Source organism: Pseudomonas sp. BP6, assembly GCF_017875935.1.
GTDB lineage: Bacteria > Pseudomonadota > Gammaproteobacteria > Pseudomonadales > Pseudomonadaceae > Aquipseudomonas > Aquipseudomonas putida_Y.
The window spans coordinates 1005446-1017707 of the sequence record NZ_JAGINI010000001.1 but is presented as its reverse complement, the minus strand read 5'-3'; the positions used below and the strand labels follow the sequence as shown (position 1 = coordinate 1017707).

Here is a 12262-nt window from a genome sequence, read left to right as displayed (position 1 = left end):
TGCATCCCGATGGCTTTGACTGAAACGAAAAAAGACGCCGAAGCGTCTATTTTCGAGGATCTACAGACTTCCGTGGAAGGTTGTAAATCTTGATTTGGAGCGGGAAACGAGACTCGAACTCGCGACCCCGACCTTGGCAAGGTCGTGCTCTACCAACTGAGCTATTCCCGCATTGTGAAACTTTACCGCTTTCGGCGTGAAGCGCCTTGACGACCTTCACCACCACTGCACCGCATAGACGCCACAGTATTTAAACTGGAGCGGGAAACGAGACTCGAACTCGCGACCCCGACCTTGGCAAGGTCGTGCTCTACCAACTGAGCTATTCCCGCATTTGGCGTCCCCTAGGGGACTCGAACCCCTGTTACCGCCGTGAAAGGGCGGTGTCCTAGGCCACTAGACGAAGGGGACACACAACACTTTTCAGTGCACCAGAACATGAACCTCACGATTCAGCCTGGATTTTCTTTTCCTGCCCCGCCGCTAAGCAGTGCCGGAGAAACTGGAGCGGGAAACGAGACTCGAACTCGCGACCCCGACCTTGGCAAGGTCGTGCTCTACCAACTGAGCTATTCCCGCATTGGCGTCCCCTAGGGGACTCGAACCCCTGTTACCGCCGTGAAAGGGCGGTGTCCTAGGCCACTAGACGAAGGGGACACGCTGCTGGCATTACTGCCTGCTTTCACTCCCTGCTGCGTTTCGCTGTGTGCTTTACGCTGCAAGTGGCGCGCATTCTATGGATGGTTCGGGAAGGCGTCAACCCCTTTGTAGAAATTTATTTAAATCAATGACTTCCGGGTACACCCAGCGCTGTTTTGGTGCGCCTGCCGGGGTTTGCCGTTGATTTTCTGGCGTCAAGTCAGCATTAATGTGCCAGCATCCAGTCATGGCACAGTTTGCCGATAGAAAAAGAGAATGGCTGTCAGGGCCTCTCGCGAGCACGCTCGCTCCTACACTCAATCATGCAAACCTATTCATGAGGCATTAACGGTGACACCACTTCTGATCACCCTGCTCATCGTGGCGGGCATCGCGTTGCTGATCGTGATCGGCTACCTCAACAATGTGGTCGAAAATGGCAAGCTTGAGCGCGCCCGGACGAAGATCGAGTTCGCCGACCGCCTGCGTCGCTGTGGCGAAATCACCGAGACGTTCCCTGGCCAGTTCATGACCCCGGCCCTCAAATTGCTGCTGACCCGCCTGGAGCTGAACCTCAACCAGCGCCTACTGGCGGTGGACAAGCACAATGCCGAATTCAAGGCGCGCATCGCCGAACTGGAAGGGCTGATAGCCCTGGGCGACAAGATCCCGGTCAACAACCCCCCTAACCCGATCCACACCGAGATCAAGGCCAAGGACGTACGCTTCCTGCTGGAGGCGCTGCACAATCAGGTGACCCGCGCTGCACAGGAAGGCTTCTTGCCAACGACCGAGGCCAAACACTGGGTCAAGGAGATCCGCCATATCCTGGTGTTGTTGCATATCGAGTTCTTCAACAACCTGGGCCAGCAGGCCCTGCAGAAAGGCCAGCCTGGCCAGGCGCGCCTGGCCTTCGAGCGCGGCGTGCAATATCTGCGCAAGCAGCCCGAGCCGAAGGTGTATGAAGAGCAACTGACGTATCTTGAGAAACTGTTGGCCCGGGCCAATGCCCAGGTGATGGACCGCATGGCCCCGGCGGAAGGCGAGCACAACGAATTGACCGATGGGCTCAAGACCGATGAGGAAGAGACCTGGAAGAAGAAGGTGATCTACGACTGATTGGTTAACCTGTACCGGCCTCTTCGCTACTGGCGTATCAATGCCGTCGTAGGAGCGGGTTCACCCGCGAAGAGGCCGGGCCTGCTGGCCAATATTCCTGGGCATTCATCGTTGCAGCCACCACCGTATTCGCGGGTAAACCCGCTCCTACACCGGGGTGGACACACATCCCTGGTTGGACACAGGCCGTCGTAGGAGCGGGTTCACCCGCGAAGAGGCCGGGCCTGCTGGCCAATATTTCTGGGCGTTCATCGTTGCAGCCACCACCGTATTCGCGGGTAAACCCGCTCCTACACCGGGGTGGACACACATCCCTGGTTGGACACAGGCCGTCGTAGGAGCGGGTTCACCCGCGAAGAGGCCGGGCCTGCTGGCCAATATTCCTGGGCATTCATCGTTGCAGCCGCCACCGTATTCGCGGGTAAACCCGCTCCTACACCGGGGTGGACACACATCCCTGGTTGGACACAGGCCGTCGTAGGAGCGGGTTCACCCGCGAAGAGGCCGGGCCTGCTGGCCAATATTCCTGGGCGTTCATCGTTGCAGCCACCACCGTATTCGCGGGTAAACCCGCTCCTACACCGGGGTGGACACACATCCCTGGTTGGACACAGGCCGTCGTAGGAGCGGGTTCACCCGCGAAGAGGCCGGGCCTGCTGGCCAATATTTCTGGGCGTTCATCGTTGCAGCCACCACCGTATTCGCGGGTAAACCCGCTCCTACACCGGGGTGGACACACATCCCTGGTTGGACACAGGCCGTCGTAGGAGCGGGTTCACCCGCGAAGAGGCCGGGCCTGCTGGCCAATATTTCTGGGCATTCATCGTTGCAGCCGCCACCGTATTCGCGGGTAAACCCGCTCCTACACCGGGGTGGACACACATCCCTGGTTGGACACAGGCCGTCGTAGGAGCGGGTTCACCCGCGAAGAGGCCGGGCCTGCTGGCCAATATTTCTGGGCATTCATCGTTGCAGCCACCACCGTATTCGCGGGTAAACCCGCTCCTACACCGGGGAGGACACACATCCCTGGTTGGACACAGGCCGTCGTAGGAGCGGGTTCACCCGCGAAGAGGTCGGCACAGGCAACATCGATCAGCAGTCAGTCAACGCCAGAAAGATCGCCGCCAACCGCTCCAGCCCCACCTGGTCCGCTTCGCTGAACCGCCCCACCGTCGGGCTGTCCAGATCCAGCACGCCAATCAACCTGTCGTCTTTCACCAACGGGATCACCAGCTCGCTGTTGGAGGCGCTGTCACAGGCAATGTGGCCCGGGAATGCATGTACATCCTCGACCCGCTGGGTCTGTCGCGTTGCCGCCGCGGCCCCGCACACACCTTTACTGAACGGAATACGCACACACGCCACCTGCCCCTGGAACGGGCCCAGCACCAGCTCTTCGTTGCGATTGAGGTAGAACCCTGCCCAATTCAGGTCGTCCACCTGGTTATACAGAAACGCCGAAAACTGCGCGGCGTTGGCGATGAAGTCACGCTCGTCGGCGAACAGCGCCTGCACTTGCGCCGCCAGCAGATTGTAGCCGTCGAGGCCGGCGCCACTGGCATTGAGGTCGATCATTTACTTTTGCTCCAGCAATTGCAGCCCGACCCAATAGCGGGCGAACTGATAGGCACAACGGCCATTACGGTTACCGCGGCCGGTGGCCCAGCGCACGGCGAGGATGTCGAGTTCTTCGGTGCGTTGCCACACAAGGCCCGCGGGTTGTGCCAACTGGCCAATCCAGTGCTCCACAACATTCAGGAAGTGGTCCTGAGTGAACGGATAGAACGACAGCCACAGGCCAAAACGGTCAGACAGGGCAATCTTGTCCTCCACCGCTTCGCTGGGGTGCAGCTCGCCGTCCACACGCTTCCAGTTCTCGTTGTCGCTTTCCTTCTCGGGCACCAGGTGGCGGCGGTTGGAGGTGGCGTACAGCAGCACGTTGTCCGGGGCCTGCTCCAGCGAGCCGTCGAGCACGCTCTTGAGCACCCGGTAATCGCCCTCCCCGGCTTCGAACGACAGGTCGTCGCAGAACAGGATGAAACGTTGCGGCAGCTTCTGCAGCTGCTCGACCACCCGCGGCAGGTCGGCCAGGTGGTCACGTTCGATTTCGATCAGGCGCAGGCCGGCGCTGGCGTGCTCAGCCAGCAAAGCACGCACCAGCGACGACTTGCCGGTACCGCGCGAGCCCCACAGCAACGCGTGGTTGGCTGGCAGGCCGTTGATGAACTGGTGGGTGTTGCGGCCCAGTTGGTCGCGCTGTTTGTCGACGCCGATCAGATCGGTCAGACGGATGTCCAGGCTGACCTCCAGTGGCAGCAGGTAGCCGCTGCGGCCATCACGCTGCCAGCGCGCGGCCAGTGTGGTGGTCCAGTCGATGTGCGGGCGCTGTGCCGGCAACAGGGGTTCAAGACGCGCCAGTACCGATTCGGCGCGGTCCAGAAAAGCGATCAAGCGAGCGTCCATGACGACTCCTAACAATTTCAGTTTTTTGGGGGCCGCTGCGCGCCCCTTCGCGGGCTTGCCCGCTCCCACAGGGCTGCGTTCAGCCTGGGGCTAAGCTGTACCTGTGGGAGCGGGCAAGCCCGCGAAGGGGCGCAAAGCGGCCCCCGCTTGGCGATCAACTGAAATGAACAGACAGACCCACCAGCAGCCGGGGCTATTCGGCTATGCTTGCGCAGCGCAAGGAACGGGAAACCGGCTCGGGACTCATGGATATCAAGTTCACCAATCGCCTGTCATACAAGCAAGCCCGGTTGACAGTCCTGGTCGGCTTCATCCTGGGAACATTGCTCAGTCTCATCCAGATCGGCATCGATTATGCCAGCGAAGACGCGTCCATCAACCGTGAAGTGAGCGCGTTGCTGCAAATCAGCCAAAACCCGGCCTCACGCATCGCCTACAACATCGACTCGGAGCTGGCGCTGGAGCTGACCCGCGGCCTGCTGCAGTCGCCGGCCGTCATCCGCGCACGGCTGATCGACAATAACGAAACGGTACTGGCCGATGTCGAGCGGCCAAAGCTTCAGGACCGCTACCGGCCACTCAGCGACTTCCTGTTCGGCGAGCAGCGCCAGTTCAAGGAACGCCTGTACCTGACCCACATGCCAGAGGAGTACCTGGGCACCCTGTACCTGGACATCGACACCTTCGCCTTCGGCAGCCGCTTTCTCGACCGTGCCGGCATCACCCTGCTCAATGGTTTTGCCCGCAGCCTGGTGCTGACCGGCATCCTGCTGGCGCTGTTCTACATGATGCTGACCAAGCCGCTGGTGACGGTGATCGGCGCACTCAGCGGCAGCGACCCGCGCAAACCCCGGCAAACTCGCCTGGAATGCCCACACGGACACGAGCATGACGAAATCGGCGTGCTGGTGAAGGTCGCCAACCAGCAGTTCGTCAGCATGGCCACCGAGATCGAACAGCGTCGCACCGCGGAAAACCGTCTGACCCAGTATCTGAACGAGCTGGAAGACATCGTGTCGGCGCGCACCAACGAGCTCAAGGCCAGCAACAGCAGCCTGAGCCTGTCCAATCAGGAGCTGGAACAAGCCCGTAGCCGAGCGCTGGACATGGCCCAGGCACGCGCCGCCTTCCTGGCCAACATGAGCCACGAAATCCGCACCCCGCTCAACGGCATGCTCGGCATGATCGCCCTGGCACTGGACAACCCGCTGCCCAGCGAGCAACGCCAGCAACTGGCGATCGCCCATGACTCGGGCAAGGTGCTGGTAGAGCTGCTGAACGATATTCTCGATTTGTCCAAGTTCGATGCCGGCCAACTGGAACTGGAACGCATTGCGTTCGACATGGGCTCGATGGTGGAAGACACCGCCAACCTGCTGTCGCAGAACACCGCGCAAAGCGTGGAGCTGACCTGCCTGATCGCCAGCGACTTCCCCAGCAGCGTGCTCGGCGACCCCACGCGTGTGCGGCAGATCGTCAGCAACCTGCTGTCCAACGCGCTGAAGTTCACCCGCTTTGGCCGCGTCGATGTGCGCTTGGTGGCCATTGTCGGCGGTGTGCGTCTGGAGGTACGGGATACCGGCATCGGCATCCCCGAAGACGCCCAGGCGCGCATCTTCCAGCCCTTCACCCAGGCCGGTGCCGGCATCACCCGCCAGTACGGTGGTACCGGCCTGGGCCTGGCGCTGACGCGCAACCTGTGCAAGGCCATGCAGGGCCACCTGCACATTCGCTCCGAGCCAGGCTTTGGCAGCTGTTTTACCGCCGAGTTGCCGTTGACCGTGCACACCGAAGCCATCCCGCCGGCGCCCTTGCATGGCCGCGTGGCAGCACTGAGCGCAGCCGGCAGCGGGCTCAGTGAACTGTTGCAGCACTTGCTGCCCGCCTGGGGCCTGACCTACCAGCGCCATGACAGTTGCGCCACGCTGGATGCCGGAGCGATCGACCTGTTGATCACCGACGACGTCGAGCACCTGTTCGAGCTGCGCCCGGCATTGAATACCCCGATTCTGCTGGTGACTGCCTACGGCAACTTCCTGCCCAACGAGCAGTCCTTGACCTTGGCCCCGCTGCACCAGTTGGCCCGGCCATTGGCACGCAACGCCCTGTACCAGACCCTGCGCCGCACCTTGCGAGGCCATGAGCCCGAACACCCGCTGGCCATCCCGTCCATTCCCCAGGAGCAAGGCCGTGCGAGGATTCTGCTGGTAGAGGACAACCCGGTGAACCAGCTGGTGGCCAAGGGCATGCTGGCCAAGCTCGGCTGCCAGGTGCAACTGGCCACCCAAGGCGCGGAGGCCCTTGAGCTGCTGGAGCGCGAGGAATTCGACCTGGTGCTGATGGACTGCAACATGCCGGTGATGGACGGCTACGAGGCCAGCCGGCGTATCCGCCAAAGCGGCCGCTGGCCCGCGTTGCCAATCGTCGCCCTCACTGCCAACGCGATGCCCGAAGAGCGCGAACGCTGCCGGGCGGCGGGCATGAACGACTACCTGGCCAAGCCATTCCGCCGCGAAGAGCTACTGGCCCTGGTCGACCACTGGGTACCCTTCAGCGGCTGAGCAAACGCTCGATGTCCGCCTCCAGGGCCTGTGGCTTGGTGGTGGGGGCATAGCGCTTGACCTGGCCACTGGCCGGGTCGACCAGAAACTTGGTGAAGTTCCATTTGATCTTCTGGCTACCCAGAATGCCCGGGCCGCGCCGCTTGAGTTCGACGAACAGAGGGTGAGCGCCCGGGCCGTTGACCTCGACCTTGCGAAACAGCGGGAAAGTCACGCCGAAATTACGCTCGCAGAACTGCGCAATTTCCCGTGCATCGCCAGGTTCCTGCTTGCCGAACTGGTTGCACGGAAAGCCCAGTACCACCAGGCCACGGTCGCGGTAGGTTTGCCACAGTTGCTCCAGGCCCTTGTACTGTGGGGTAAAACCGCACTGGCTGGCAGTATTGACCACCAACAGCACCTTGCCCGGGAAGTCGCCGAGCGTCTTGTGCTCGCCGCCAAGGGTCACGCAGGGTATGTTCAGCATCGTTGCAGCCATGATCGGGCTCCGGTCAGTCGCGCGGACGAAGGTCGATGCACACCGAGTTGATGCAGTAGCGCAGACCGGTCGGTGGTGGGCCGTCAGGGAACACATGCCCCAGGTGCGCATCGCAACGGGCGCAGGTGACTTCGGTGCGAATCATGCCGTGGGATGTGTCGCGGATCTCGATCATCGCACTGTCCTCGATCGGCGCGTAGAAGCTCGGCCAGCCGCAGCCGGCGTCGAACTTGGTCTGCGCATCGAACAGCGCCAGGCCGCAGCAGATGCAATGGTAGATGCCATCGCGGCGCTCGCTGTTGTACTTGCCGCTGAATGGCCGCTCGGTGCCCTTGAGGCGGCATACCTGGTACTGCTCGGGGTCGAGCATCGACCGCCATTCGTCCAGGGTTCTTTCGATCTTTTTCATGTAGGGACCTCGGCAGGCTGAATTTCACCCCACACCGTCTTTTCCGGGGCGCGGGTGGCACGTATATTAGTCGGCTTCGTGTGCCAGGCGTTCAGTCTGGCACCCGCTTCCTGCCCTTTCAAACCTTTCGGCGGGGCGTAGCGCGTTTTCTCAATCGGGATCCCATCATGCAGTTCAGCAAATCGAACAAGCTCGCCAATGTCTGCTACGACATTCGCGGCCCAGTGCTCAAGCACGCCAAACGCCTGGAGGAGGAAGGCCACCGCATCCTCAAGCTGAACATCGGCAACCCGGCGCCGTTTGGCTTCGAGGCGCCTGATGAAATCCTGCAGGATGTGATCCGCAACCTGCCTACCGCCCAGGGCTACAGCGACTCCAAAGGCCTGTTCAGCGCCCGCAAGGCGGTAATGCAGTACTGCCAGCAGAAGGAAATCGAAGGCGTCACCATCGAGGACATCTACCTGGGTAATGGTGTGTCCGAGCTGATCGTCATGTCGATGCAGGCGCTGCTCAACAACGGCGACGAAGTGCTGATCCCGGCCCCCGACTACCCGCTGTGGACAGCCGCCGTGAGCCTGGCCGGCGGCAAGCCGGTGCACTACCTGTGCGACGAGCAGGCCGACTGGTTCCCTGACCTCGAGGACATCAAGGCCAAGATCACCCCGAACACCAAGGCGCTGGTGATCATCAACCCGAACAACCCGACCGGCGCCGTCTACTCCAAAGAACTGCTGCTGGGCATGCTGGAACTCGCCCGCCAACACAACCTGGTGGTGTTCTCCGACGAGATCTACGACAAGATCCTGTACGACGAAGCCGTGCACATCAGCACCGCCTCGCTGGCCCCGGACCTGCTGTGCCTGACCTTCAACGGCTTGTCCAAGTCGTACCGGGTGGCGGGTTTCCGTTCCGGCTGGCTGATCATCTCCGGGCCCAAGCACCACGCACACAGCTACATCGAAGGCATCGACATGCTGGCCAACATGCGCCTGTGCGCCAACGTGCCGGCCCAGCACGCCATCCAGACCGCGCTGGGCGGCTACCAGAGCATCAACGACCTGGTGCTGCCACCGGGCCGCCTGCTGGAGCAGCGCAACCGCACCTACGAACTGCTCAACGATATCCCCGGTGTCAGCTGCGTGAAGCCGATGGGGGCGCTGTATGCGTTCCCGCGGATCGACCCGAAGGTTTGCCCGATCCTCAACGACGAGAAGTTCGCCCTTGACCTCCTGCTGTCGGAGAAGCTGCTGATCGTACAAGGGACGGCGTTCAACTGGCCGTGGCCGGACCACTTCCGCGTGGTGACCTTGCCACGGGTGGATGACCTGGAAGCGGCAATTGGCCGGATCGGCAATTTCCTTAAGGGTTATTCGCAGTAGGGGTCGACGGGGGGCGACGACGAGAGTTTCGACGAGAGTTTCGACGAGGGGTTCGACGAAAGGTTGATGGTGGGGCGTAGATCGAGCGCCGCCCGCGCGGCGCTTCGCGGGTAAACCCGCTCCTACGTTTGTTTCGGGCCAGTCCATCCTGTGCCAGGCGCGCGCGATCGCCTTGTTTGTACGACGCGATATCGAGCCATGCGCCAGGGCGTTCGCGCGCAAATCCCACAGGCATAATTGGCCTGAAACAAACGTAGGAGCGGGTTTACCCGCGAAGCGCCGCGCGGGCGGCGCTCGATCTCACAGGCGCCACACCACTTGCGGCAAACACCCAGCGGCCATGACGCAGCCCCCAAGCCGAATGTTTCTTACATCCTGCAACGCTCTATCCCACAGCCCGCAGGCCATCCTCTGCCATACTCCGCCGTACACAGTTTGAAATAGTCCCCCGATTGAATCGGCGCGGCAGGCCCCTTATATACCCCGCAGTAAGCGACAACTCATCCGTCAGGAGAACGTAACAACCATGATGCGCATTCTGTTGTTTGTAGCCACCAACCTCGCGGTGGTGCTGGTTGCAAGCATTACCCTGAGCCTGTTCGGTTTCAACGGGTTCATGGCCGCCAACGGGGTCGACCTGAACCTCAGCAGCCTGCTGGTGTTCTGCGCCGTGTTCGGCTTTGCCGGCTCCCTCGTCTCGCTGTTCATCTCCAAGTGGATGGCGAAGATGACCACCGGCACCCAGATCATCAGCCAGCCGCGCACCCGCCACGAGCAGTGGCTGCTGCAAACGGTCGAAGAGCTGTCTCGCGAAGCGGGCATCAAAATGCCCGAAGTGGGTATCTTCCCGGCATACGAGGCCAACGCCTTCGCCACCGGCTGGAACCGCAACGACGCGCTGGTAGCGGTGTCTCAGGGCCTGCTGGAGCGTTTTTCGCCCGATGAAGTGCGTGCGGTACTGGCCCACGAGATCGGCCACGTTGCCAACGGCGACATGGTCACCCTGGCGCTGGTACAGGGCGTGGTGAACACCTTCGTGATGTTCTTTGCACGTATCATCGGCAACTTTGTCGACAAGGTGATCTTCAAGAACGAAGAGGGCCAAGGCATTGCCTACTATGTCGCAACCATCGTTGCCGAGCTGATCCTTGGCATCCTGGCCAGCATGATCGTGATGTGGTTCTCGCGCCGCCGCGAATTCCGCGCCGACGAAGCCGGTGCGCAGCTGGCCGGTACCGCAGCAATGATCGGCGCCCTGCAGCGCCTGCGCGTGGAACAAGGCCTGCCTGTGCACATGCCGGACACCATGAAGGCCTTCGGCATCAATGGCGGCCTCAAGCACGGCCTGGCCGGGTTGCTGATGAGCCACCCACCGCTGGAAGACCGCATCGAGGCCCTGCGTCAGCGCGGCTGATTCACCTGTTAAAAACAAAGGGCGACTTCGGTCGCCCTTTTTTATTCCCGGCCTTACGCAGCCTTCTGTGGGAGCGGGCGCGCCCGCGAACACCGGCAAAGCCGGTGCCTTCTACCGCGTCGCCTGTTTCGCGGGCGCGCCCGCTCCCACATGGGCCGCGTCAGCCTGCCATACCTGCTTATCGGCTGACCTGATACACCCGCTCCAACAAACTCGACGCCCCGGCCTGCATGAACTTCGGGCTGTCCTCAATCACCTCCACTGCCTCCAGCTGCTCCACCTGCCACTCCGCAAACCCTTGTCTCAGCTCTTCATCCCTGACCGAAAACGGCGGCCCGGCCAACAACGACTGGTCATACTCCAGCGTCACCACCAACCCACGGCAATTTGCCGGCAGCAAACCCGACAACAGCTGCATATACCGCGCACGCATCTGCACCGGCAGCGCAATCACCGCCGCCCGGTCATACAGCCCCACGCAGTCAGCCACATCCTCTGCCCGCAAGGCAAAGAAGTCGCCACACCACAGCTGCACATCTCCACTGCGCCAAACCTCGAATGCGCCCTGCTGCCGCACTTCGGCCTCAAGCCCGTGCTCACGGAAAAAATCCTCCACCGCCCGCCGCGACAGCTCTACACCCAATACGCGATAGCCCTGCCCAGCCAGCCAGGCCAGGTCCAGGCTCTTGCCGCACAGAGGCACCAGCACGCGGCTGCCCGGTGCCAACTGCAACAAGGGCCAGTACGTCTGCAGATAGGGGTTCACCTGCGCCTGGTGAAAGCCGATCTGATTGTCGGCCCACCGTTGTTGCCAGAACGCTGGCTCCATGATCACTCCCGATTTTTAGATGATTTGTCGGTAAAACTTGGTTTGGATTTCGATCTGTAGTTAATCGAAGATGGTTGCATCTTAACCTTCAGGACCCCGTCATGCTGCCCAGCCTGTTCATTTCCCACGGTTCCCCCATGCTTGCCCTGCAACCCGGCGCCAGCGGGCCGGCGCTATCCGGGTTGGCCAACGCGCTACCCCGGCCGAAAGCGATCGTGGTGGTGTCCGCACACTGGGAAAGCCGCGAGCTGCTGGTCACCGGCAGCGCACAGCCCGAAACCTGGCACGACTTCTACGGCTTCCCACCGGCTCTGTATGCAGTGCAGTACCCGGCGCCGGGCGAGCCCGGGCTTGCTGGCCAGGTCAGTGAGCGATTGAAGGCTGCGGGGTTACCCGCGCGACTGGACATGCAACGCCCATTCGACCATGGCGCCTGGGTGCCGCTGTCGCTGATGTACCCGGATGCGCGCATTCCCGTGGTGCAGGTTTCACTGCCCAGCCACATGGGGCCGGCGCTGCAGCTGAAGGTGGGCCAGGCACTGGCGGGGTTGCGTGCCGAGGATGTACTGCTGATGGGTTCGGGCAGCATTACCCACAACCTGGGTGAGCTGGACTGGCATGCAAGGCCGGATGTGATCGAGCCGTGGGCGCTGGCGTTCAGGGATTGGGTGGTAGACCGACTGCAGGAGGATGACCAGGCGGCGTTGCTGGATTACCGGCAGCAGGCGCCGTTTGCGCTGCGCAACCATCCCAGTGATGAGCATTTGCTGCCGCTGTTCTTTGCCCTCGGGGCCGGGAGCAAGTTCGGCGTGGTGCATCAGGGGTTTACCCTGGGCGCGCTGGGGATGGACATCTATCGGTTCGACTGAAGGGCCTCTTCGCGGGCTTGCCCGCTCCCACAGGTACCCCACAGATTTCAGTACCTGTAGGAGCGGGCTTGCCCGCGAAAGGGCCGGTACAGGCAAAAA

Annotated in this window: 10 protein-coding genes and 5 tRNA genes; 5 read left to right on the top strand and 10 right to left on the bottom strand. The window is 61.9% G+C overall.

Annotated elements, in window-relative coordinates; genetic code table 11:
- Window positions 1-95 precede the first annotated feature (95 nt).
- The 5 genes from J3A98_RS04625 to J3A98_RS04605 form a co-directional block, all read right to left on the bottom strand.
- Window positions 96-171 (bottom strand) — tRNA-Gly (locus J3A98_RS04625).
- 85 nt (window positions 172-256) lie between these two features.
- Window positions 257-332, bottom strand: a tRNA-Gly gene (locus J3A98_RS04620).
- 3 nt (window positions 333-335) lie between these two features.
- A tRNA-Glu gene (locus tag J3A98_RS04615) sits at window positions 336-411 on the bottom strand.
- Window positions 412-503: 92 nt separating this feature from the next.
- Window positions 504-579 (bottom strand) — tRNA-Gly (locus J3A98_RS04610).
- Window positions 580-581: 2 nt separating this feature from the next.
- A tRNA-Glu gene (locus J3A98_RS04605) sits at window positions 582-657 on the bottom strand.
- A gap of 333 nt (window positions 658-990) precedes the next feature.
- On the opposite strand from J3A98_RS04605, the gene J3A98_RS04600 reads away from it, so the two are divergent.
- The gene (locus tag J3A98_RS04600) at window positions 991-1758 is read left to right on the top strand and encodes a hypothetical protein (RefSeq protein ID WP_209964349.1); all 768 of its coding nucleotides are present in this window, start codon (window positions 991-993) and stop codon (window positions 1756-1758) included.
- A gap of 1095 nt (window positions 1759-2853) precedes the next feature.
- On the opposite strand, the gene J3A98_RS04595 is transcribed toward J3A98_RS04600, so the two are convergent.
- The gene (locus J3A98_RS04595) at window positions 2854-3336 is read right to left on the bottom strand and encodes a GAF domain-containing protein (protein WP_176685764.1); all 483 of its coding nucleotides are present in this window, start codon (window positions 3334-3336) and stop codon (window positions 2854-2856) included.
- Window positions 3337-4224 (bottom strand): ATP-binding protein, encoded by an 888-nt coding sequence (locus tag J3A98_RS04590; RefSeq protein WP_176685763.1) that lies wholly within the window; start codon window positions 4222-4224, stop codon window positions 3337-3339.
- Window positions 4225-4427: 203 nt separating this feature from the next.
- Here J3A98_RS04590 and J3A98_RS04585 point away from each other — a divergent pair, with 203 nt between their 5' ends.
- Window positions 4428-6785: a response regulator gene (locus tag J3A98_RS04585; RefSeq protein ID WP_209964345.1), complete on the top strand. Its 2358-nt coding sequence runs from the start codon at window positions 4428-4430 to the stop codon at window positions 6783-6785.
- On the opposite strand, the gene J3A98_RS04580 is transcribed toward J3A98_RS04585, so the two are convergent.
- Both J3A98_RS04580 and msrB read right to left on the bottom strand, forming a co-directional pair.
- The gene (locus J3A98_RS04580) at window positions 6775-7263 is read right to left on the bottom strand and encodes a glutathione peroxidase (protein WP_209964342.1); all 489 of its coding nucleotides are present in this window, start codon (window positions 7261-7263) and stop codon (window positions 6775-6777) included. The two genes, J3A98_RS04585 and J3A98_RS04580, sit on opposite strands and share 11 nt — an antisense overlap.
- Before the next feature lie 13 nt (window positions 7264-7276).
- On the bottom strand, window positions 7277-7672 hold the full coding sequence (msrB, locus tag J3A98_RS04575) for a peptide-methionine (R)-S-oxide reductase MsrB (RefSeq protein ID WP_176685760.1): 396 nt from the start codon (window positions 7670-7672) through the stop codon (window positions 7277-7279).
- Window positions 7673-7839: 167 nt separating this feature from the next.
- Here msrB and J3A98_RS04570 point away from each other — a divergent pair, with 167 nt between their 5' ends.
- Together J3A98_RS04570 and htpX are read left to right on the top strand one after the other, a co-directional pair.
- Entirely contained in the window at window positions 7840-9051 is a 1212-nt protein-coding gene (locus tag J3A98_RS04570) for a pyridoxal phosphate-dependent aminotransferase (RefSeq protein ID WP_003247100.1), read from the top strand.
- 526 nt (window positions 9052-9577) lie between these two features.
- Window positions 9578-10465, top strand: a complete 888-nt coding sequence (htpX, locus tag J3A98_RS04565) for a protease HtpX (RefSeq protein ID WP_010952899.1) — start codon at window positions 9578-9580, stop codon at window positions 10463-10465.
- Window positions 10466-10643: 178 nt separating this feature from the next.
- Here the strand turns inward: htpX and J3A98_RS04560 are convergent, their stop codons facing one another.
- A complete protein-coding gene (locus tag J3A98_RS04560) occupies window positions 10644-11294 on the bottom strand; it encodes a thiopurine S-methyltransferase (RefSeq protein WP_209964339.1) in 651 nt (216 codons plus the stop codon).
- Between the two features lie 101 nt (window positions 11295-11395).
- Between J3A98_RS04560 and J3A98_RS04555 the strand changes: the two genes are divergently transcribed.
- Window positions 11396-12163, top strand: a complete 768-nt coding sequence (locus tag J3A98_RS04555; RefSeq protein WP_209964335.1) for a class III extradiol ring-cleavage dioxygenase — start codon at window positions 11396-11398, stop codon at window positions 12161-12163.
- Window positions 12164-12262: the final 99 nt, after the last annotated feature.